Below are 22,313 nucleotides of genomic sequence, written 5' to 3'. Positions count from 1 at the left end.
CCGCCACGGACTGGTCCGCGGCGGCCCTTGCGTGCGTCGGTGCGTCAGCGCTGACGCGTGCGGCGCCGCGCGACGATCACCGCGCCACCGCCCACGACGAGCAGCCAGAGCGCCAGCAGCGCGCCGGGACCGGTCGACGTACCGGTGACCGCGAGCGTGTCGTCCTCCGGCCGCGACGCCCCGGGGGCCACCGGCTCGTCGGCCGCCGCCCGCACGACGATCCCGGCGGCGATGCTCACGAGCTCGCCGTCGGCGCGCGCGCCGTTGAGCTGCAGCGTGTGCACGCCAGGCAGGACGCCCAGCGGGAGGGCCAGGCGGTCGTCGAACGCGCCGTCGGCGTCGACCGCGACGGTGCCGAGCAGGACCGGCGTCGAGAACAGCCACACGTCGACCTGCTCACCCGGCGCGAAGCCCGAGCCGGCGACATCGACGAAGCCGCCCGCACCGACGATGATCCGGCCCTCGGGGTCCACCGGGAGCTGCACGCCCGCCGCGTCGGAGCCGCCGAGCACCACGTCGAAGCCGGGTCCGGAGACCGTGCGCCGGCCGTCCCGGACACCGACGACGAGCGGCGTCGTCTCGTCGCCGACCCAGCCCCGCACCACGCCGGGGTCGACCCGCGGGCGCGCCGGCGAGCCGTCCTCGCCGGGCACCTGGACAGGTGCCGGACGCGGCGTCCCGGTGGCCCGCGCGCTCGCGGGGCCGGTGCCGACGACGGTCACGGCGCGCACCTGCACGACGTACTCGGTCCCGTTCACGAGCCCGGTCAGCTCGACCGGGGAGCCGTCGGCCGCGGTCCAGGTCGCGCCGCCGTCGCGTGTGTACTCGTACCGCTCGACCGCCGCGCCGCCGTCCGAGGCGGGGGCGTCGAACGTGACCTGCAGCGTGCGGTTGCCCGACTCGACCGCGGTGATCGTCGGAGCACCGGGCAGGCTGACCGGCGTCGCCGTGACGGAGGTGCTCCACGCGCCGGCGCCGAGCCCGTTGACCGCCCGGACCCGGAACGCCACGGTGCGACCGTCGTCGAGGCCCGCGACCGTCGCACTCGGTCGGGTCGTGCTCGCGGCCGCCGTCCAGGTCTTGCCGTCGAACGACTTCTGGACGTCGTACCCGGTGGGTGCGCCCGCGGGCACGGGCCACGTCAGGTCGACCGAGCCCGAGCCGGCCGTCGCCGAGACGACGGGCTGACCGGGCACGTCCGCGTCGGACAGGTGCAGCTCGAACCGCGACGTGCCGACGAGCACGTGGCGGGCGTCCGCCGCCTGCGCGGTGACGACGAGGTCGCCCGTGAGCGCGTGCGAGCCGGCCGGGATCGTCGTGCCGTCGAGCAGGTACGTCACGCCCGCGACCGCCGGGATCGTGACGCGGTCACGTGCCGTGCCGGGCTCGTCGCGCGTCGTCGGCGCGAGCGCGCTCACGTGGGTGAGGTCCGTGAACGCGTGCGAGAACACCGTCGTGCCGGTGAGCTCGTAGCCCGGCGCGGCGGTCGCGACGACCGTGACCGTGCCGGAGGCCGGGTGCGTGCCCGGCGCGACGACCCCGCCGCCGACCGTGTACACGACCCCGTCGACCGCGGGGATCGTGTACGTGTCGGACGCGGTGCCGTCCACGTCGGTCCAGGTCGGCGCGACGGGCGTCGCGAGGACGATGTTCGTGAACACGAGCGTGAACTGCGACACCCCGGACAAGGCGTGACCCGCGGTGGCGGTCGCCGTGACGACGACCGTGCCGGAGCCCGGGTACGTGCCCGGTGCGACGACCTCGCCGCCGACCGAGTACTGCACGCCCGTGACCGACGGGATCGTGTACGTGTCGTCCTCGGTGCCGTACGGGTCCGACTGCGTCGGTGCGGACGCCGTGACCAGGCGGATGTCGGTGAACGCGAACGTCCACTGGGTCGGGCCGGTCAGCTCGTAGCCCGCCTGCGGGGCCGCGGTCACGACGACCGTGCCCGCGGCGGGGTGCTCGCCGGCCGCCGCGGTCGAGCCGTCGATCGCGTACTGCACGCCCTCGAGGGTGGGGATCGTCACCGTGTCGTCCTCGGTGCCCCACGGGTCGGCGAACGTCGGCGCGGTCGCGGTCACCAGCCGGATGTCGGTGAACGTGAACGTGAACTGCGACGCGCCGGTCAGCTCGTAGCCCGCGGTCGCGGCGGCGGTCACGACGACCGTCCCGACCCCGTGGGCGACGCCGGCGTCGACCGGGTCACCGTCGAGGGAGTACTGCACGCCCTCGACGGACGGGATCGTGACCGTGTCGTCCTGGGTGCCGTACGCGTCGGCCCACGTGGGCGCGGTCGCGGTCACCAGGCGGATGTCGGTGAACGTGTACGTGAACTGCGACGGTCCGGACAGCACGTAGCCCGTGGTGGCGGTCGCGGTGACCGTGACCTCGCCTGCGGCGGGGTGCGGGCCCGCAGCCACGGGGCTGCCGCCGACCGAGTACTGCACGCCGGTGACGTCCGGGATGACGTACGTGTCGTCGTCGGTGCCGTACCCGTCGTTCCAGGTGGGCTCCACCGCCGTCGCGAGGCGGATGTCGGTGGTCGCCAGCTCCCACGTCGACGGACCGGTCAGCTCGTTGCCGCGCAGGGGCCGTGCGGTGACCGTGAAGGTCGTGGGCGTGGACACGGAGTAGGTGCCCGCCGGAACCACCTCGCCGTCGATCAGGTACTCGACGCCTGCGGTCGACGGGATCGTGTAGGCGTCCTCGTCGGTGCCGTACGGGTCGTGGACCGAGGGTGCGGTCGCGCTGACCTGCTGGCCGTTCGTGTACGTGTACGTGAACGCGGTGGGGCCGACCAGGACGTAGCCGGACGTGGCCTGCACCGTGATGCTGAGCTCGGCGGTGCCCGAGGCGATCATGTACGTGCCCGCGCTGACCACGTAGCCGTTGCTGTAGTACCGGACGCCGGGGACCGACGGGATCACCACCCGGTCGTCGGCCGTCCCCAGCGGGTCGATCCAGGTCGGCTCGACGGCGGTGACCTGCCGGATGTCGGTGAACGTGTGCGTGAACTGCGCCGGGCCCGTCAGGACGTATCCGGGCACGGCGGCTGCGTCGACCGTGACCGTCCCGGTGGCAGGGTGGGTACCGGCGGCGACGGGGTTGCCACCCACGGAGTACTGCACGCCGGTGACGGACGGGATCGTGTAGGTGTCGTCCTGCGTGCCCCACGTGTCGGTCCAGGTGGGCTCGGAGGCGGTGGCCTGGCGGACGTCGGTGAACGTGTGGCTGAACTCGGTCGCACCGTTGAGCACGTAGGCGCTGCTCGCGGCCGAGGCGGTGACGGTCACGGTGCCGGTCGCGGGGTGGGTGCCGGCGGCGACGGGGCTGCCGCCCACGGAGTACTGCACGCCGGTGACCGACGGGATCGTGTAGGTGTCGTCCTGCGTGCCCCACGTGTCCGTCCACGTCGGCTCCGTGGCCGTGACGTGCGCCGCCGACGAGAACTGCAGCGTGAACTGCGTCGGTCCGGAGAGCGCGAAGCCGGACGCTGCGGTCGCGGTCACGACGACCGTTCCCGTGCCCGGGTACGTGCCGGCGGGCTTCACGGCACCGTCGACCGAGTACACGACGCCGTCGGTCGTCGGGATCGTGTACGTGTCGTCCGCGGTGCCGGACAGGTCGACCGTCGTCGGCGCGACCGCGGACACGAGGTCCTCGGGCCCTCTGACCGTGGCTCCCCGCACGCACTCGGTGGCGGGGTCGGCGACGGTCCCGATGCGCAGGTTGTCGATCATCACGGCCGAGTCGACCGAGGCGTCGCCGGCGTCGAAGATGCTGAAGAACAGCGACTGCTGCGTCCCGGGGGTCAGCGGCACCTGGGCCGTGAGGCGGGGGCTCGCGAAGGCGTAGGACGTGCCGGCGGCCTCGGCGACAGCGGCGGCCTGGTTCGAGAACAGCCCCGAGTTGACGGAGACGACCTTGCCCGCCGAGTCGAACGCGAAGTTGTTCGGCGCGTTGATGGTGGAGCCGGAGATCTGCCACGTGCTCTGGCCGACCTCGGCGATGAAGCCGTCGTTGTACAGATCCCCGGGGGCCTCGTCGGTCAGGAAGCGGAAGGTCACGCCGAGCATGCAGTTGGCCGTCGCGGGGACGTCGAGCCTCACCTCGAGCGTCGTCACGTCGTACGCTGCGGCGCCCCGCGTGCCCGCCGACGACGACCCGAACTCGCCGGGGGTGTACTGCGGGTTGCCGAGGTGGCTCGCCGCGCCGGTGGCCAGCACGGCGTACGAGCCTCCTGCGCGGCTGGGGAAGCCCGCGAGCGCGTCCGTGCGCACGGCCGTCGCGGTCGCGTCCGGCGACGTGAGGTTCGAGCTCGTCACGAGTGCGCGCGTCGTGGGCGAGAGCACCGCCGCGGTCAGCTCGGAGCCGGTCGCGGCGGCGGCCGGTGCCGCGACCCACGCGGTTGCTGTGGTCAGTGCCACCGCGGTGGTGGCCGCGATCTTGCGCGCGCGCATGAGCGCTCCTCACGTCGACATGGACGCCCACGCCTGGCGCCTGCGTCGGGTATCGACGCTCTGACCTGCACCTTGAGCGTCGAGTGCGGACGTAAGTCCCGGGTGACCGGGTTACGGCGGTACGTCCGAGCGGCGTCTCAGATGGCGGAACGCGCGTGCCACGACAGAGGGCCGGGACGCCTTGCGTCCCGGCCCTCCGCCTTCGTGAGGCGGTCGACTACTTCACGTCGTCGTCGACCCAGTCGAACGTCTTCGTGACGGCCTTCTTCCACAGGCGGTACTGACGGTCGCGCTCGTCGGTGTCCATCTGCGGGGTCCAGCGCTTGTCCTCGGCCCAGTTGTCGATGACGTCCTGCTCGCCCGACCAGTAGCCGACCGCGATACCGGCCGCGTAGGCCGCACCCAGCGCGGTGGTCTCGGCGATCTTCGGCCGCACGACGTCCACGCCGAGGATGTCGGCCTGGAACTGCATGAGCGCCTCGTTGGCGATCATGCCGCCGTCGACCTTGAGCTCGGTGAGGTCGACGCCCGAGTCTGCGTTCATCGCGTCCAGCACCTCGCGGGTCTGGAACGCCGTGGCCTCGAGGGCCGCGCGAGCGATGTGCCCCTTGTTGACGTACCGCGTGAGCCCGACGAGCGCTCCGCGGGCGTCGGACCGCCAGTACGGCGCGAACAGCCCGGAGAACGCCGGCACGAAGTACGCGCCGCCGTTGTCCTCGACGCTCGCCGCGAGCGTCTCGATCTCCGGCGCCGACGAGATGATCCCGAGGTTGTCCCGCAGCCACTGGACCAGCGACCCGGTGACGGCGATCGACCCCTCGAGCGCGTACACCGCGTCCTTGTCGCCGATCTTGTAGCAGACGGTGGTCAGCAGGCCGTTCTTGCTCGGCACCGGCGACGTGCCGGTGTTGATGAGCATGAAGTTGCCCGTGCCGTACGTGTTCTTCGCGTGCCCCACCTCGAAGCACGCCTGCCCGAACGTCGCGGCCTGCTGGTCGCCGAGGATCCCCGCGATCGGCATGCCCGCGAGCAGGCCCTTCTCGCGGCCCTGCCCGTAGACCTCGGACGACGAGCGGATCTCCGGGAGCATCGACATCGGGATGCCCATCTCGCCCGCGATCTCCTCGTTCCACGACAGGGAGTCGAGGTTCATGAGCATCGTGCGCGACGCGTTGGTGACGTCCGTGACGTGCACGCCGCCGTCAGGCCCGCCCGTCATGTTCCACAGGACCCACGCGTCGGTGTTGCCGAACGCGAGGTGACCCGCCTCGGCCTTCTCGCGGGCGCCCTCGACGTTGTCGAGGATCCAGCGGATCTTCGGGCCGGAGAAGTAGGTCGCCAGGGGCAGGCCCACCCGGTCCTTGTAGCGCTCCGCACCGCCCCCGAGCGCGCCGAGCTCGTCGCAGATCTTCTGCGTGCGCGTGTCCTGCCAGACGATCGCGTTGTACACCGGCTCGCCCGTGCGCTTGTCCCACACCACCGCGGTCTCGCGCTGGTTGGTGATGCCGACCGCGGCGATGTCGCCGTTCTGCAGGCTCGCGCGCCCCAGGGCCTGGCCGACCACCTCGCGGACGTTGACCCAGATCTCCGCGGCGTCGTGCTCGACCCAGCCCGCCTTGGGGAAGATCTGCTCGTGCTCCTTCTGGCCGGTCGCGATGATGTTCGCGTGCTGGTCGAAGATGATCGCGCGCGTGCTCGTCGTTCCCTGGTCGATCGCCATGACGTACTTCGTGTCAGACATCTGCTTCCTTCACCTCGTCGTGTCGGGGGTTGGTCGTCGGTAGCGGTCAGCCGAGGTAGGTCAGCGACCAGGAGGCGAGCAGGCCCGCGAGCACACCGCCGACGATGGGGCCGAGGACCGGCACCCACGCGTACGACCAGTCGCTCGAGCCCTTGCCCTTGATCGGGAGCACGGCGTGCGCGATGCGCGGGCCGAGGTCACGGTTCGGGTTGATCGCGTACCCGGTGGGGCCACCGAGGCTCGCGCCGATACCGACCACGAGCAGGGCGACCGCGAGCGGCCCGAGCTGGGCCGGGGTCTTGCCGAACATGAGGATCACGTACACGAGCACGAACGTGCCGAGCACCTCCGTCACGAAGTTCCACGCGTAGCTGCGCACCGCGGGGCCGGTCGAGAAGACCGCGAGCTTGGTGGCGGGGTCGGCGTCCTCGTCGAAGTGCTTCTTGTACGCGAGGAACGCGAGCACGGCACCGAGGAAGGCACCGAGCATCTCGCCCGCGAGGTAGACCATCGTCGAGGCGAACGTGATCGCGACACCGGGCGCGTACTCACCCGCGTCGTTGGCGAGCAGGCCCATCGTCACGGCGAAGTTCAGGTGTGCGCCGGACTTGTACGCGCCGTAGACACCGGCGAAGACGGCGAGGCCCCATCCGAAGTTGATGAGGAGCCAACCGCCGTTGAAACCCTTCGTCTTGGGGAGGATCACGTTCGCGACCACCCCGGCACCCAGCAGCAGCAGCAGCGTGGTACCGATGACCTCGGAGACGAACACTTGCATGAGCGAGACGTCCATGGGGGTCCTCACTTCTGGCAGACGGACTTCGTTGTCACGTGCTCCCGCGCGTCGGGCGCGCGGGCGTCGGGGGAGTGGTGCCTCAGGTCTCGAGAGGCTTCATCGGGGCGAGGTCGAGCGCGCGCAGGCGGACCTTCTCGGCCGACGCGTCGTCGGGCTCGGCGGCCGCAGCCTCCTCGGCCTCGGCGCGCGCGCGGTACGCCTCGATCTCGCGGCTGCGCGTCGCGTCGTCCCAGCCGAGCACCGGGGCGACGAGGTCGGCGATCTCGTCGAGCGCACCGACCCCCTTGTCCGCCTGCTCGTAGTTGAGGCGCGTGCGGTGCATGAGCACGTCGTCGAGGTGCAGCGCGCCCTCGTGGCTCGCGGCGTAGACGATCTCGGCGCCGATGTACGCGGGGGCGTGCGGCAGCGGGGCCGCCAGCTCGGGACGCTCGTCGCACAGGTCGGTCAGCTCACCCAGCAGCGAGCCGTACCGGTGCAGCAGGTGGTCCATGCGGGGCCGGTCCCACCCGTACTTCTTGCCGATCGCGCGGGCCTGCCGCTGGAAGACGTGCAGGCCCTCGGCGCCGACGAGTGGCAGGTCGTGCGTGAGCGAGGGCAGCGTGGTCGCGCGTGAGCCGATCGCGAAGTCGACCGCGTCCTTGGCCATCACGCGGTACGTCGTGAGCTTGCCGCCGGCGATCACGGTCAGACCGGGAGTCGGGGAGGCCACGGTGTGCTCGCGGGAGACCTTGGCCGACGAGGTGCCTTCCTTGGTGCCGGGCTGCAGCAGCGGCCGCAGGCCCGCCCAGGTCCCGATCACGTCGTCGCGCGAGATCGGCCGGGACAGCACGGCGTTCGCGTGGTCGATCACGTAGTCGATGTCGGCGCTGGTCGCCACGGGGTGCGTGAGCTCCTGGACCCACGGGGTGTCCGTGGTGCCGATCACCCAGTACCGCGACCACGGGATGATGAACAGCACCGACTTCTCGGTCTGCAGGATCAGGCCCGTGTCGCCCGCGATCCGCGAGCGCGGCACGACGATGTGGATGCCCTTGGACGCGAGCACCCGCAGGCCGCCCTCGGAGCCGGCGAGGGACTCGGTCTGCTCGGTCCACACACCGGTCGCGTTGATGACCTGGCGCGCGCGCACGTCGATGCGCTCACCCGTCTCGAGGTCCTCGACGACCGCACCGGTCACGGCGCCGCCCGTCGTCGTCTGCAGGTCGACCACCTGCGTGCGGCTCGCGGCGTGCGCGCCGTAGCTCACCGCGGTGCGCACGAGCGTGGAGACCAGGCGCGCGTCGTCGACGCTCGCGTCCCAGTACCGGACCGCGCCGATCGCGGCGTCGTGGCGCAGGTCGGGGAACAGGCGCTCCATGCCCTTGCGGGTCAGGTGCCGGTGGATGGGCATCGCGCGGCGCGTGCCGGAGACCGTGGCGAGCGTGTCGTACAGCGCGACGCCCGCGCCGACGTACGCGCGCTCCCAGACGCGGTTCTCGAGCGGGTAGAGGAACGAGACGGGCTTGACCAGGTGCGGCGCGAGCCGGGTGATGAGCAGGTCGCGCTCCGTGAGCGCCTCGCGGACCAGGTGGAAGTCGAGCATCTGCAGGTAGCGCAGGCCGCCGTGCACGAGCTTGCTCGACCGGCTCGAGGTCCCGCTCGCCCAGTCCTGGGCCTCGATGATCGCGGTGGACAGGCCGCGCGTCACGGCGTCGACCGCGATCCCCGCGCCCGTCACGCCGCCGCCGATGACGAGGATGTCGAGCTCGTCGCCCTGGCGGGCCGAGTCGCGCAGTCTCGTCAGTGCGTCCTGCCGTGCCTGGGCCGTCAGTGGAGCGGTCCTCATGGCGCGTTCTCCTCTTTGCTGTTCCTCGAGCGTGCTGGTCGTCCTCCGGGTGCCTGTGTGCACGGATACCCGGCCCACCGACGCTGCGCCGCCCGACCGAGCACGGGCACCGCCGGAGGCGGACCGTGCGGTGGGAGGTCCCCTCGCCCGATCCGGTTGCGCTCGCTATGGTCATCACGAGCAGAACAGATGCGCAACCGGACTGCACATACGTGCAACGGGAGCGACGCCCCGGGGGCGGTGCGAGGGGGAGAGATGGAGCTGGACCGCGAGCAGGACGTGCTGCGCGCCGCGTCGATGTACTACCTGCAGGACCTGAAGATGGAGGTCATCGCGAGGCACCTCGGCACGTCGCGCTCGACCGTGTCGCGGCTCATCAAGCGCGCGCGCGAGACCGGTCTGGTCGAGATCACGCTGCGGCCCGCGAGCACGCGTGCGCCCGGCCTCGGCCGCTCGGTGAGCGCCACGTTCCACGTCGACGCGTACGTGGTCCCCGTGCCGGACTCGTCGTCCCACATCGAGCGGCTGGACCAGGTCTCGATGACCGCCGCCAAGCTTCTGACCTCGTGGTTCGACTCCGACATGGTGCTGGGCATCGCGTGGGGGACCACGCTCGCGTCGGTCTCGCGGTACCTCGTGCCCAAGCCCACGCGCGGGGCCGCGGTCGTGCAGCTCAACGGCGCCGCGAACATGCGGACCTCGGGCGTGGACTACGCGAGCGACCTGATCTCGTCGTTCGGTACCGCTTTCGGGGCGGCCGTGCACCATTTCTCGGTCCCGGCGTTCTTCGACTTCTCCGACACCAAGGCCGCGATGTGGCGCGAGCGCTCGGTGCGCCGCGTCCTGGACATGCAGCGCCGCGCGGACATCGCGGTCTTCTCCGTGGGCGCGGTCGCGGGCGCCGTCCCGTCGCACGTCTACTCGGCCGGCTACCTCGACGACGCGGACGTGCGCGTGCTGCACGACGAGGGCGTCGTGGGCGACGTGTGCACCGTGTTCCTGCGCGCCGACGGCTCGTGGCAGGACGTGCCGCTCAACGCGCGCGCCACGGGCCCCACCCCGACCGAGCTGCAGCGCCTGCCGCGCCGCGTGTGCGTGGTCGCCGGCGACAACAAGGTCGCGCCCCTGCTCGCGGCGCTGCGCGCGGGAGTCGTCACCGACCTCGTCGTCGACGAGGTCACCGCCGGGGCGCTCCTCGAGGCCGCCGAACCCACGCCCCTGCGGCGCGGCAGGGCGCGGACGGGCGCGGCGAGCGCGTAGCCGCGCGGTCTAGGTTGTCCCCGTGACCGCCGCACCTGTGCACGTCCGTCCAGCGCTCCCTGCTGACGTCCGGGTCATCCGATCCCTCGTGCAGCCGTACGCCGACGAGCGGATCCTGCTCGCCAAGGAGTGGGTCGGCTACTACGAGTCGGTGCAGGAGTTCGCCGTCGCGGTGTCCGACGAGCCGGACACCGCCGGCGAGGTCGTCGGGTGCGGCGCGCTGCACGTCATGTGGGAGGACCTGGCCGAGATCCGCACGCTCGCGGTCTCGCGGCAGTTCCGCGGTCGCCGCGTGGGGCACGCGCTGCTCACCGCGCTCATGGAGCGGGCCCGCGCGCTCGGGCTGCAGCGGCTGTTCTGCCTCACGTTCGAGGTCGAGTTCTTCACGCAGCACGGCTTCCGCCCGGTCGAGGGCCAGGCCGTCGACGCGACGGTGTACGCCGAGCTCCTGCGCTCGCACGACGACGGCGTCGCCGAGTTCCTCGACCTGGCCCGCGTGAAGCCCAACACCCTGGGCAACACGCGGATGATCGTCGACCTGTAGCCCCGCGGCGCGCTCAGGCGGGCAGGGCGTAGAGCGGAGGCTCGTCGGGCGACGGCTGGGACTCGACCACGAGCCCGTCGGCGAGCAGGCCGGCCAGTGCCCGCGCGCGTTGCGGCGTCGCGGGCCACGCCTCGTCCAGCACCGGCTCCGGGACGTGCACCGGCGACTCGCGCAGCAGCGCCATGATCCGGCCGCGCACCTGCCGGTCCGTGCCCGCCCACGCCTGCGTCCGGCGGCGGTGCGCATGCTGGTCGGCGGGCCGCCCGGCCGCGACCCACGCGCACGACGAGACCAGCGGGCAGACCTCGCAGCGCGGCGACCTGGCGGTGCACACGAGCGCGCCGAGCTCCATGCTCGCCTGCGCCCAGCGCGCGGCGCCCGCGTCGTCCGCGGGGACCAGGGCCGCCGCACGCGCGACCTCCGCACGCGTCTGGGTCGGGGCCGGGAGCGCGTGACCGTCGACCGCGCGCGCCAGGACCCGGCGCACGTTGGTGTCCAGCACCACGGCACGCCGGCCGAACGCGAACGACCGCACCGCCGCGGCGGTGTACGCGCCGACGCCGGGCAGGGCCAGGAGCGCATCCTCGTCGTCGGGGACGTGACCCGCGTGCCGCTCGACGACCGCCTGCGCGCACTGCACCAGGCGCAGCGCGCGGCGCGGGTAGCCCAGCCGGTCCCAGGCCCGCAGCACGTCCGCGGTCGGTGCGGCCGCGAGGTCGGCCGGCGTCGGCCAGCGCTCCATCCACGCGCGCCACGCGGGCTCGACGCGGACGACGGGCGTCTGCTGCAGCATGACCTCGCTGACCAGCACGCCCCACGGCGTGCGGTCGGGTGCGCGCCACGGCAGGTCGCGCGCGTGCTCGTCGTACCAGCCGACGACGTCCGCGACGAGGTCCGCTGCGGTGCCCGCGTCGGTGGCGACGAGGGTCGCCCCGACGCGCGACGACGAGGAGGCCGGGCGGGTCATCCCCGCATCCTGCCAAAGTCTGATGTCCGATCCGCGGCGCGCCGGGGGCCGGGGCGCCGCGGGGGTGGGCGCGACTCGTACGGTGGGCGACGACGACGGCACAGGCGAGGAGCAGGACGTGGTTCAGGGCAGTGGAGCAGGCCGACGGCCCGGTGCGCCGCGGGCGCCGTTGCCGCGCCGCGTCTACGTGGTGCGCCGCCTGATCGTCGTCGCAGTGCCGCTCGTGCTCGTCGCGTTCGTCGTCTGGTGGTTCCTGGGCCGCAGCTCGTCCGACGGGACGACCTCACGCGCGCAGACCACCGCGACCAGCACCGCGAAGGCGACGACGAAGGCCACGACGAAGGCGACCGACAAGGGGACGAAGGGGAACAGCGCGAGCTCGTCCGAGGACGACGACGCCACGTCGGACGACGAGGTCCGGTCCGCGGCCGAGGAGGCCGCCAGCGCGGCCGGCGTGCCGGTGTGCGTGCCCGACACCCTCGACGTCGAGTTCGAGGCGACCGCGGACGCGTACTCGGGCGGGGACAAGCCCGCGTTCCGCATCACCGTGACCAACACCGGCGACGAGGCGTGCCTGCTCGAGGCGGGCGACGCCAACCGTCGCGTGGCGGTGTCATCCGGCGACGACCTCGTCTGGTCGAGCTCCCACTGCCTGCCCGCCGAGCCCGCGAGCCGCCCGCTCCTGCTCGGGCCCGGTGCACCCAGCGACGAGGTCTACACGTGGCCGCGCGTCCGCTCGGCGAAGGGGTGCACGTCCGGCGGCGACGCGCCGCGCGCCGGGACGTACACCGCGAAGCTCAGGCTCGGCGGCGAGACCGTCGGCAAGGCCGTCTTCGACCTGCGCTGAGCCGACGCCGAGCGAACGGCGCGGGCGCGGAGCGGCCGGCGCGGGCGCGCGTCCGACAGAGCGAGCGGGTCAGGCGAACGGGTCAGACGTAGCGTTCGAGGATGCTGGACTCGGCGAGCCGGGACAGGCCCTCGCGCACCGCACGCGCCCGCTGCTCGCCCACGCCGTCGACCGCCATGAGGTCGTCGATGCCCGCGGCCAGCAGCTTCTGCAGGCCGCCGAAGTGCGCGACGAGCCGGTCGACGATCGTCCCCGGCAGGCGCGGGACGCGCGAGAGCAGGCGGTAGCCGCGGGGCCCGACCGCGGCGTCGAGCGCGTCACCGCCCCCGGGCAGGCCGAGCACGCGGGCGATCCGGGCGATGTCGAGCAGCTCGGTCGAGTCGAGGTCGGCCAGCGAGCTGAGCACGGCGTCGAGGCCGACGCGGGACTGGTCGAGGTAGTCGCGGATGACGAGCTCGCGGTCGGAGCCGATCGTCCCGACGAGCTCGTCGTGCTGCAGCGCGAGCAGACGACCGTCGGTGCCGAGCTCGACGACGTAGCTCTCGATCTCGTCGGAGATGCGCCGGACCATCTCGAGGCGCTGGACCACCGCGGAGACGTCGCGGACCGTCACGAGGTCCTCGATCTCGAGCGCGGACAGCGTGCCGGACACCTCGTCGAGGCGGGTCTTGTAACGCTCGAGCGTCGCGAGCGCCTGGTTGGCGCGGGACAGGATCGTGGTCGAGTCCTCGAGCACGTAGCGCTGGTTGCCGACGTAGAGCGCGATGATCCGCATCGACGCGGACACCGAGATCACCGGCAGGCCGGTCTGCTTCGCGACCCGCTCGGCGGTCCGGTGCCGCGTGCCGGACTCGGAGGTCTCGATCGTGACGTCCGGCAGCAGCTGGACCGCGGCGCGCACGATGCGGCTGATGTCGCGGTCGACCACGACGGCGCCGTCCATCTTGCACAGCTCGCGCAGGCGGGTGGCCGAGAACTCGACGTCGAGCACGAAGCCGCCGGAGCAGATGCTCTCGACCGTCTTGTCGAAGCCGAGCACGATCAGCGCACCCGTGCGGCCCCGCAGGATGCGCTCAAGACCGTCGCGCAGGGCGCTGCCGGGCGCGACCGCTGCGAGCGTCGATCGCAGCAGGTCGTCGGGAGAGTGCAAGGCGGCCACGCGACGATGGTAACGATGCGACCGGTCAGGCCCGGACCGACTGCCCGGCGGCCGCGGGTGAACCCACGGCCCCGACGAGCTGGACGGCGTGCGCGAGGTCCGTCGCACCGAGCACGTGGACGCCGTCCGGGGGCACCAGGTCGTCGACCGACGAGGCAGGAACGATCGCCCGCCGGAAGCCCAACCGGGCCGCCTCCGCGAGCCGCCGCCCCACGCCGGGCACCGCGCGGATCTCGCCCGCGAGCCCGACCTCGCCGAGCGCGACGAGCCCGCGCGGCAGCGCGACGTCCTCGCGCGACCCGATCGCGGCGAGGGCCAGCGCGAGGTCGCCCGCGGGCTCCACGACGCGCGCGCCGCCCACCGTGGACAGGTAGACGTCCTGGTCCGCGAGCCGCGCGCCGAGGCGGCGCTGCAGCACCGCGAGCACCATCGCGAGCCGCGCGGAGTCCACGCCGCTCGTCGTGCGCCGCGGGTTGGGGGAGGCCGACGGTGCGACGAGCGCCTGGACCTCGACCGCGAGCGGGCGGCGGCCCTCGAGCGTCACGGTCAGGCACGTGCCGGGCACGGCGTGCAGGGCCTGCGAGACGAACAGCCCGGACGGGTCGGGCAGGCCGACGATGCCGGACTCCGACAGGTCGAAGCACCCGACCTCGTCCGTGGGGCCGTAGCGGTTCTTGGTCGCGCGCAGGAGCCGCAGGCGCGAGTGCCGCTCACCCTCGAACTGGCAGACCACGTCCACGAGGTGCTCGAGCGTGCGCGGGCCCGCGACCGACCCGTCCTTGGTCACGTGCCCGACGAGCACGGCAGGCATGTCGCGGGACTTGGCGGCCTGGATCACCGCGGAGCTGACCTCGCGCACCTGCGCGACGCCGCCCGCCGAGCCCTCGACCTGCGTGGACGCGACGGTCTGCACCGAGTCGAGGACGAACAGGTCCGGCGCGGACTGCTCGATGTGCCCGAGCACGCTCGCGAGGTCGGTCTCGTCGGCCAGCAGCAGGTTCGGGTCGAGCGCGCGGATGCGGTCCGCGCGCAGCCGGACCTGCGCGACCGACTCCTCACCCGTCACGTAGAGCACGCGCCGCCCGCCACGGGCCGCGCGTGCGGCCACGTCCAGCAGCAGGGTCGACTTGCCGACGCCCGGCTCGCCCGCGAGCAGCACGACAGCACCGGGCACCAGACCCCCGCCGAGCACGCGGTCGAGCTCGTCGACCCCCGTCGGCCGGGCCTGCGCGGTCTCGCTGGGGATCTCGCTGATCGGCCGCGCCGGTCCGCGCGAGGGTGCGGCAGCCGCGGTCCTGGGTGCGCCGCCACCGGGTCCCGCGTCCTCGACCACCGAGCCCCAGGACTGGCACTCGCCGCACCGGCCGACCCACTTGCTCGTCGTCCACCCGCACTCGGTGCACCGGAAGCCCGCGCGCACGGGGGTCCTGCTCTTGGTCGCCACGGCCCGCACGCTATCCGCCGCGTCCGACACGGCCGGCACCCGACCCCTTCTGCGCGTCGGACCGCGGCCGCGGCCATGAGCCGGCTGCACGTGCTGCTCGTGACCCTCGTGGCGGGTCTGCTCGTCGCGCTCGGGCTGGTCGGGCTGCGCCGGCGCGACCTCGCGGGGTGGCGCGCGGGTCGGCGGGCTCGGCGCCGTGCGCGCTGGGTAGGCTGCGGCTCGTCCCGGACCACGGGCACCGTACGGCGAGGGGGATCGATGAGCGACACCGGACGACCTGACGAGCCGCGCCAGCCCGCGCCGGACCGGCGTCCGGCCTGGACGCCGCGCGAGGACCAGCCCGGCTGGCCCGGGAGCTCGGCAGCGCCCCAGGCGCCGGTCGGGCCGCCCGTCGAGCCGCGCCGCGACCAGCAGGGCCAGCTGCCCGTGCGGCGCACGACGCCGCCGCCCGCCGCGCCGACCGTGACGCCGCGCGTCGGCGGGACGGCCCCGCACGGCGCGCACGCCGGGCCGCCGCAGAGCGGGTACGGCCAGCAGGGCCACGCAGCACCTGGCGGGTACGGCGCACCCGGTGGCGCGCACAGCGGCCACGGCGCGCACGCGGCCGGTCCCGCCGCTCCCACGGGCCCGGTCCCCGCGGGCCCTGTCCCCGCGAGCCCGGTCCCCGCGAGCCCCGCCGCTGCGACGCCCGCCTTCCCGGCGGCGTTCGCGGCCACGGGTGCACCCGTCGCCGGGCAGCCGACGACGAGCGAGGGTCAGGGTTCCGGCCCGGGCACGGGCGGCCCCGAGCCCGAGTCCGGTGACAAGCGGCCGAAGTGGCTGCTGCCCGTCGCGATCGGCGGCGGCGTGCTCCTCGTCGGCGCGGTGGCCGCCGGGATCGTCCTGGCCAACCGCGGCAACGACTCCGCGTCGCCCGAGCCGCTCGTCGCGACGACGATCCGCCTGCCCTCCCCGACGCCCTCGATCGAGCCCGTCGCGCGCGAGGCGACGACGCCGTTCGCGACCGCGCTGCCCTCGTCGGTGCTGCAGTACGCGCTCGCGTCGTCGGCCCCCGAGGCGACCTGGGTGACCGCCGGTGCGCTCGAGGCCTACACCGAGTCGTTCACCGACGGTGGCGACCTGACCGCGACGGTCCTGTCCGGCCAGTGGGCCACGCAGGACGAGGCGCGCGCGTTCACCGACGCGCTCGTCGCCGAGCTGCCGACCGCGGAGGCGGCCGTCGAGGGCACGAGCGAGGAGCTCGGCGCGACGCCGTCGGCCGACGCGACGGCCACGACCCGCGCCGGCGCCCCGGCGTCGGGCCGCGACAAGCTCCCGCAGACCGGCGCGGTGCGCGTGGGTGACGAGCGGGTCGGCACCTACACGGCCGTGGCGCTCGGGGACGGCACGGGCGTCGTCGTCTGGCGCAACCTCACCGCGGTGTTCCGCATCGAGGCCCCGGTCGAGGACCTCCTCGACCTGTACCGCGCCTTCCCGCTGTAGCCCGCACGAGCATGACCGGCCACCCGCAGGTGCGGGCGGCCGGTCGGCCTGCGCAGGGTCGGCGGCGTGTGAGGTGCGGCGTCAGGAAGCGCGCAGGACGTAGCCCAGGCCGCGCTGGGTGTGGAGCATCGGGGTGCGGCCCTTGTCGATCTTGCGGCGCAGGTAGCTGACGTACAGCTCGACGACGCCGTCGGCTCCGCCCCGGTCGCCACGCCACACGCGGTCCAGGATCATCCGCTTCGACAGGACGCGGCGCGGGTTGCGCATGAAGTACGTGAGCAGGTCCCGCTCGGTGGGTGTGAGGTGGATGGGCTCGCCCGCACGCGTGACCTGGCCGCTCGTCTCGTCGAGCTGCAGGTCGCCGACGACGAGCGTCCCGGGGGCGGTCGCAGTGGTGGTCGTGGCTGTCATGGCCGCAACGCTGTCGGGGCCCGCTGGAACCAGCCTGGGCCGGACCTGGGAGATCGCTGGGAAAGCCGCGGGGTCAGCCCAGGGTGGGGATGGTGGTGTCGGGGCAGGCGGCGGTCAGGATCGCCTCGATCGCGACGCGCGTGCCCTCGGCGAGCTGGACAGCCGACGGGTCGAGGAGCCACTGGACCTGCAGCCCGTCCATGACGCCGATGATGGCGTTCGCCGCGCGCGTGGCCGCCTCGTCGCTGGTGCCGGGGCCGCCGACGACCGTGACCGCGTGGGCGATCTCGCCGCGCAGCACCCGGAACCGGTCGGTGACCCACGTGCGCGCGGGGTGGTTCTCGGTGACGGACTCGCCGGTCAGCACGGTGTAGCCCTGGACGATCCCGGGGCGCAGCTCGTTCGCGCGGGCGGTGCGCACGAGGTGGTGGAACAGCTCGAGACCGTCGGGGATGTGCTGGCCCTCGAGCTCGCGCACGTCCTCCTTGTCGCGGAACTCGAGCACCTCGACGAGCAGCTGCTCCTTGGAGCCGAAGTGGTGCAGCACGCCGGCGTGCGTGATGCCGACCTGCTCGGCGACCTCGGCGAGCGAGCCCGTCTTGTAGCCCTTGGCGCCGAACGTGCGGGCGGCGGCGCGCAGGATCTCGGCGCGGCGCTCCGCGGTGGCCTGGCGGGGGCGCCGCTGGCGGCGAGCGGTCGTCGTGGGCAGCGCTGCCCCCGCCGTCGTGGCCGTGCGGGGGCGGTCCACACCGCTGGCGTCGTCGTCCATGGCCGCAACCATACTGTGATCATTGGACTTACTGACAAGTTAGTAAGGATTGTGGTTCGATCACCGCACACGACGACGAGGTCGACCACGAGGAGAGCCCCACCGTGTCTCTCGGCACCACCGAACCCGCTCCCGCGCAGCCCGCACCAGCCGGACCGCGCGCCACGGCCACCGCCGCGCCGGCCGCACGCAGCACCGATCGCGCCATCGCCGCGCTGCGGGCGCGTCTCACGCTCGAGGAGAAGGTCGCGCTGCTCGTCGGCGCGGGCCTGTGGTCCACCGCGGCGGTCCCGCGCGTCGGGCTGCGGGCCGTCCACGTGTCCGACGGTCCCGCGGGCGTGCGCGGCGTGTCCGAGGACGCGGCCGAGACCTCCGCGTCGTTCCCCGCACCGAGTGCGCTCGCCGCGACCTGGGACGTCGACCTGGCCGACGAGCTGGGCGCGCTGTTCGCTGCGGAGGCCAGGCGGCACGGCGTCGACGTCGTCCTCGCGCCGCAGGTCAACCTCCAGCGCACGCCCGTCGGCGGCCGACACTTCGAGTGCTACTCGGAGGACCCGACCCTCACGGGCCGGATCGCCGTGCACGTGGTGCGCGCGGCGCAGGAGCGGGGCGTCGGGATGTGCGTCAAGCACTTCGTCGCGAACGACTCCGAGACGCAGCGCACCACGTACCTCTCGCGTGTCGACGAGCGCACGCTGCGTGAGGTCTATCTCGCGCCGTTCGAGCAGCTCGTGCACGAGGCCCGCGCGTGGTCCGTCATGGGCGCGTACTCGGGGATCGACGACGGCACCACGGCCGCACCCGCGCTCGAGCACCGGCCGCTGCTCACCGGGGTGCTCAAGGACGAGTGGGGCTTCGACGGCGTGGTCGTGAGCGACTGGGTCGCCACGCGGTCGGTCGCCGGCGCGTTCGAGGGCGGTCTCGACCTGCAGATGCCGGGCCCGGACGGGGTCTGGGGCGACGGGCTGCTCGCCGCGGTGCGCGCAGGGGAGGTCGACGAGGCCGCGCTCGACGAGAAGGTCGAGCGGATCCTGCTGCTCGCCCGTCGGGTCGGCGCGATCGACGGACTCGCTCCCGAGGGCGCGTCGCGGGACCGCGTCGCCGACGTGGACGTGCGGGGCACGCTGCGCCGCCTGGTCGCGCGGTCGATGGTCGTGCTCAAGGACGACGAGCACGCGCTCCCGCTCGCGAGCGGCGACGTGCGCCGGGTCGCGCTCGTCGGGCCCAACGCGCTGACGCCGTTCGTGCAGGGCGGCGGCTCGGCGTACGTGCGGCCCGAGCGGCGCGCCGAGCTCGACGACGCGGTGCGCGACGCGTTCGCCGGCGCCGAGGTCACCGTGCACGCCGGCGCGGTCTCCCGCCTGCTGCCCCCGGCGCTCGACCTCGCGCACCGCTGCACCAGCCCCGCGGGAGAGCCCGGCGTGCTCGTCGAGGTGCTGGACGCGGCAGGCGCCGTGCTCGAGGCGCGGACCGTCACCGCGTGGACCGGTTGGCTCCGGGACGTGCGCGCCGACGCCCACACGGTGCGGCTGCGCACGACCGTCACGCTCGACGAGCCCGGACGCCACGAGGTGGGCGTGGGCACGGTCGGGCGGCACCACGTCGTCGTGGGCGGCGAGGTGCTCTCGACGAGCGAGCACGAGGTGGGGGCCGAGGTGATCCTCGACTCGTCGGTGAACGCGCCGACGCCCGTCACGCTCGCCGTCGAGACGCCGCACGCGGCCGCGGGCCACGCGGAGCCGGTGACGATCGAGCTCGACGCGACCGTCCAGGCCGTGCACCCCGTCGGCTACGCGTCGTTCGCGCGCGCCGAGCTCGTGCACCGCACGCCCGGCACGTCTCCCGACGAGCTGCTCGCCGACGCGGTCGCGGCTGCTGCGGCGGCGGATCTCGCGGTCGTCGTCGTCGGCACCAACGAGGAGGTCGAGTCCGAGGGGTACGACCGCACGTCGCTCGCCCTGCCCGGCACGCAGGACCAGCTCGTCAAGGCGGTGCTCGCGGCCAACCCGCGCACGGTCGTGGTCGTCAACGCGGGCGCGCCCGTGCTGCTGCCGTGGCTCGACGAGGTCCCGTGCGTGCTCTGGGCGTGGCTCGGCGGCCAGGAGTGGCCCGAGGCGCTGGGCGACGTGCTCACGGGCGTGACAGAGCCCTCGGGCCGGCTGCCGTGGACGCTGCCCGCGCACGAGAGCGACGTGCCCGTCCCGGACGCGGTGCCCGTCGACGGCGTCGTCGAGTACCGCGAGGGCGTCCACGTCGGGTACAGGTCGTGGCTGCGCCTGGGCCGCACGCCCGCCGCGCCGTTCGGCCACGGGCTGGGCTGGACCACGTGGTCGTACGACGGCGTGCGCGCCGAGCCCGTGGCCGACGAGCCGGCCGCGTACGACCTGGTCGTCACGCTGCGCAACACCGGGCCCCGCGCGGGTCGCGAGGTGGTCCAGGTGTACGCCGAGCCGCCCGCGGCCTCGTCGGACCGTCCCGTGCGCTGGCTGGCGGGGTTCGCCGTCGCCGAGCTCGCCCCGGGCGAGCGGCGCGACGTGACCGTCCGGGTGCCCGCGAGCACGTGGCGCACCTGGGACGCGGGCTGGGTGGTGCCCCTCGGCACGTACCGGCTGCGCGCGGGCCGCTCGGTGCAGGACCTGCGGGTGGGCACCGAGGTGACCGTCCGCACCTAGACCGGCCCGGGGGTCGACCTGCCCGCAGACGACCCCCGAGCCCCCGGCCCGGCGACCTCCGCAGTGCCGCCGGACCAGCACGGCAGGACCAGCACGGCAGGACCAGCACCACCACTCCCGCAGTTCACCCAGTGCAAGGAGGCACTCTCGTGAGGATCCGCAAGCTCTCGACGGCGGCAGCCAGCGTGGCGGTCGTCGCGCTGCTCGCCACCGCCTGCTCAGGCGGCGGCAACGGCAGCGACGACCCGACCTCGGGGCAGACCCAGGCGACGAGCGACGAGCGTTCCGACAAGGTCCTGACCGTGGGCATGCCCAACGGTGAGGCGTCGGGGAACCAGAACCCGATCGCCCCCGGCTCGGGCTCCACCTCGTTCGGCTACGCGTACGCGATCTACGAGTCGCTCATGCAGGTCAACGACGTCAAGCCCACCGACCCTCCCATGCCGTGGCTCGCGGAGAAGGTCGAGTGGAACGACACGTACACCGAGGCGGTCATCACGCCGCGTGCGGGGGTCACGTGGAGCGACGGCGAGCCGTTCACGGCCGACGACATCGCCTACTCGCTCCAGATCCGCAAGGACAACCCCGAGCTCAACGTGGACTTCCCGGAGCAGTACGGCGAGATCACGACGGACGGCACGACGGTCACGGTGGGCTTCACGACCGGTCAGTACGTCAACGCCGCCAAGCTCTACCGGCTCCTGATCGTGCCCAAGCACATCTGGGAGAACGAGGACCCGGTCACGTACACGGCCGACACCATGATCGGGACGGGCCCGTTCACGCTGAAGAGCTTCACGCCGCAGGCCGTCACGCTCGTCCCGAACGACACGTACTGGGGCGACGCGCCGCTCGTCGGCGAGCTGCGCTACGACGCGTTCAAGGACAACGCGGGCCTGACGACCGCGCTCACGTCGGGTGAGGCGCAGTGGGGCTGGACGTTCATCCCGGACTTCGAGAACACGTTCATCGCGCAGGACCCGGAGCACTTCCACCAGGTCGCGGGCGGTGGTTTCGGCGTCGACGTGCTGTACCTCAACACCCAGAAGAAGCCGTTCGACGACGTCGCGTTCCGCAAGGCGCTCAACATGGTCGTCGACCGCGCGGACATCTCCGCGACCGCGGGGTACGGCGTGTGGCCGCAGATCACGTCGGTCACCGGCCTGCCGCAGCCGTCGGGTGACGCGTTCATCTCCGACGAGTTCGCCGGCCAGGAGCTCGAGGTCGACGTCGACGGCGCCAAGCAGGTGCTGACCGACGCGGGCTACACGTGGGACGGCGACGCGCTCGTCGACCCGGACGGCGAGAAGGTCTCCTTCGCGCTGACGAACCCGCAGGGCTGGACGGACTACCTCGACGCGCTCGGGATCATCGCCGAGGGTGCCAAGGAGCTGGGTGCCGAGGCGACCGTTGAGCCCGTCGTCGCCGACACGTGGTTCAACCAGGTCATCAACCTGGGCGACTTCCAGGCGTCGCTGCACTGGACCGACGGCGGTTCCACGCCGTGGAACCTGTACTCGAACATCATGGACGGCGCGTCGTACGTCGAGCTCGGCCAGCCCGCGAACTGGAACTTCGGCCGCTACCAGAACGACGAGGCCACGGCCGCGCTCGCCGAGTTCAAGTCCGCCACGACCGACGCGGACCGCATGGCCGCGCTGCAGGTCGTGCAGAAGCGCTTCGTCGAGGACGTCCCGGGCCTGGTCATCTGGTCGCGCCCGGCCGTCGCGCAGTACTCGACCGCGAACTACACGGGCTTCCCCACGGACGAGGACCCGTACGCGAACCCGCAGCCCACGGGCCCGCAGGCCGCGCTGATCCTGACCAAGCTCAAGCCCACGGCCTGAGCCGACCGGACCGCCCGGCCCCGCGGGGCGTCGCGGTCCGACCCGAGTCAGGGCGCGGGGTGCCGGAGCTCCTCCTCCGGCACCCC

The 22,313-nt window shown here is 73.4% G+C and carries 14 protein-coding genes and 1 pseudogene; 6 read left to right on the top strand and 9 right to left on the bottom strand.

Annotated elements, in window-relative coordinates:
* Window positions 1–44: 44 nt before the first annotated feature.
* The 4 genes from CGE01nite_RS11075 to CGE01nite_RS11060 form a co-directional block, all read right to left on the bottom strand.
* Window positions 45–4,463 (bottom strand): fibronectin type III domain-containing protein, encoded by a 4,419-nt coding sequence (locus tag CGE01nite_RS11075; RefSeq protein WP_141370941.1) that lies wholly within the window; start codon window positions 4,461–4,463, stop codon window positions 45–47.
* Window positions 4,464–4,680: 217 nt separating this feature from the next.
* Complete coding sequence (glpK, locus tag CGE01nite_RS11070; RefSeq protein ID WP_141370939.1) at window positions 4,681–6,204, bottom strand: glycerol kinase GlpK; 1,524 nt, start codon at window positions 6,202–6,204, stop codon at window positions 4,681–4,683.
* Between the two features lie 46 nt (window positions 6,205–6,250).
* On the bottom strand, window positions 6,251–6,997 hold the full coding sequence (locus tag CGE01nite_RS11065) for an MIP/aquaporin family protein (RefSeq protein WP_048342714.1): 747 nt from the start codon (window positions 6,995–6,997) through the stop codon (window positions 6,251–6,253).
* 82 nt (window positions 6,998–7,079) lie between these two features.
* Window positions 7,080–8,825 (bottom strand): glycerol-3-phosphate dehydrogenase/oxidase, encoded by a 1,746-nt coding sequence (locus CGE01nite_RS11060; protein WP_048342715.1) that lies wholly within the window; start codon window positions 8,823–8,825, stop codon window positions 7,080–7,082.
* A gap of 255 nt (window positions 8,826–9,080) precedes the next feature.
* Here CGE01nite_RS11060 and CGE01nite_RS11055 point away from each other — a divergent pair, with 255 nt between their 5' ends.
* Both CGE01nite_RS11055 and CGE01nite_RS11050 read left to right on the top strand, forming a co-directional pair.
* Entirely contained in the window at window positions 9,081–10,085 is a 1,005-nt protein-coding gene (locus tag CGE01nite_RS11055; RefSeq protein ID WP_048342716.1) for a sugar-binding transcriptional regulator, read from the top strand.
* A 22-nt stretch (window positions 10,086–10,107) separates the two neighbouring features.
* Complete coding sequence (locus tag CGE01nite_RS11050) at window positions 10,108–10,629, top strand: amino-acid N-acetyltransferase (protein ID WP_141370937.1); 522 nt, start codon at window positions 10,108–10,110, stop codon at window positions 10,627–10,629.
* A 13-nt stretch (window positions 10,630–10,642) separates the two neighbouring features.
* Here CGE01nite_RS11050 and CGE01nite_RS11045 read toward each other — a convergent pair whose 3' ends face one another.
* On the bottom strand, window positions 10,643–11,596 hold the full coding sequence (locus CGE01nite_RS11045) for an iron-sulfur binding domain-containing protein (protein WP_141370935.1): 954 nt from the start codon (window positions 11,594–11,596) through the stop codon (window positions 10,643–10,645).
* 82 nt (window positions 11,597–11,678) lie between these two features.
* On the opposite strand from CGE01nite_RS11045, the gene CGE01nite_RS11040 reads away from it, so the two are divergent.
* The gene (locus CGE01nite_RS11040; RefSeq protein ID WP_141370933.1) at window positions 11,679–12,443 is read left to right on the top strand and encodes a hypothetical protein; all 765 of its coding nucleotides are present in this window, start codon (window positions 11,679–11,681) and stop codon (window positions 12,441–12,443) included.
* Window positions 12,444–12,525: 82 nt separating this feature from the next.
* On the opposite strand, the gene disA is transcribed toward CGE01nite_RS11040, so the two are convergent.
* Both disA and radA read right to left on the bottom strand, forming a co-directional pair.
* Window positions 12,526–13,602 carry a DNA integrity scanning diadenylate cyclase DisA gene (disA, locus tag CGE01nite_RS11035; protein ID WP_048342719.1) on the bottom strand — a complete coding sequence of 359 codons (1,077 nt, stop codon included), beginning with the start codon at window positions 13,600–13,602 and terminating at the stop codon, window positions 12,526–12,528.
* 25 nt (window positions 13,603–13,627) lie between these two features.
* The gene (radA, locus tag CGE01nite_RS11030) at window positions 13,628–15,046 is read right to left on the bottom strand and encodes a DNA repair protein RadA (RefSeq protein WP_141370931.1); all 1,419 of its coding nucleotides are present in this window, start codon (window positions 15,044–15,046) and stop codon (window positions 13,628–13,630) included.
* Window positions 15,047–15,121: 75 nt separating this feature from the next.
* Between radA and CGE01nite_RS16985 the strand changes: the two genes are divergently transcribed.
* Window positions 15,122–16,528, top strand: coding sequence for an SUI1 family translation initiation factor (locus tag CGE01nite_RS16985; protein ID WP_170210948.1), 1,407 nt, complete (start codon window positions 15,122–15,124; stop codon window positions 16,526–16,528).
* Window positions 16,529–16,609: 81 nt separating this feature from the next.
* Here CGE01nite_RS16985 and CGE01nite_RS11020 read toward each other — a convergent pair.
* Window positions 16,610–16,903, bottom strand: a pseudogene (locus CGE01nite_RS11020) (winged helix-turn-helix domain-containing protein); the annotation flags it as partial.
* Window positions 16,904–17,012: 109 nt separating this feature from the next.
* The gene (locus CGE01nite_RS11015) at window positions 17,013–17,708 is read right to left on the bottom strand and encodes a TetR/AcrR family transcriptional regulator (protein ID WP_141370929.1); all 696 of its coding nucleotides are present in this window, start codon (window positions 17,706–17,708) and stop codon (window positions 17,013–17,015) included.
* Window positions 17,709–17,812: 104 nt separating this feature from the next.
* On the opposite strand from CGE01nite_RS11015, the gene CGE01nite_RS11010 reads away from it, so the two are divergent.
* Window positions 17,813–20,380, top strand: a complete 2,568-nt coding sequence (locus CGE01nite_RS11010; RefSeq protein ID WP_229747296.1) for a beta-d-glucosidase — start codon at window positions 17,813–17,815, stop codon at window positions 20,378–20,380.
* A 149-nt stretch (window positions 20,381–20,529) separates the two neighbouring features.
* A complete protein-coding gene (locus tag CGE01nite_RS11005; protein WP_048342579.1) occupies window positions 20,530–22,227 on the top strand; it encodes an ABC transporter substrate-binding protein in 1,698 nt (565 codons plus the stop codon).
* Window positions 22,228–22,313 lie beyond the last annotated feature (86 nt).

Source organism: Cellulomonas gelida (genome assembly GCF_006538725.1).
Classification (GTDB): Bacteria; Actinomycetota; Actinomycetes; order Actinomycetales; family Cellulomonadaceae; genus Cellulomonas; species Cellulomonas gelida.
This window is presented reverse-complemented; position numbering and strand designations above follow the sequence as displayed.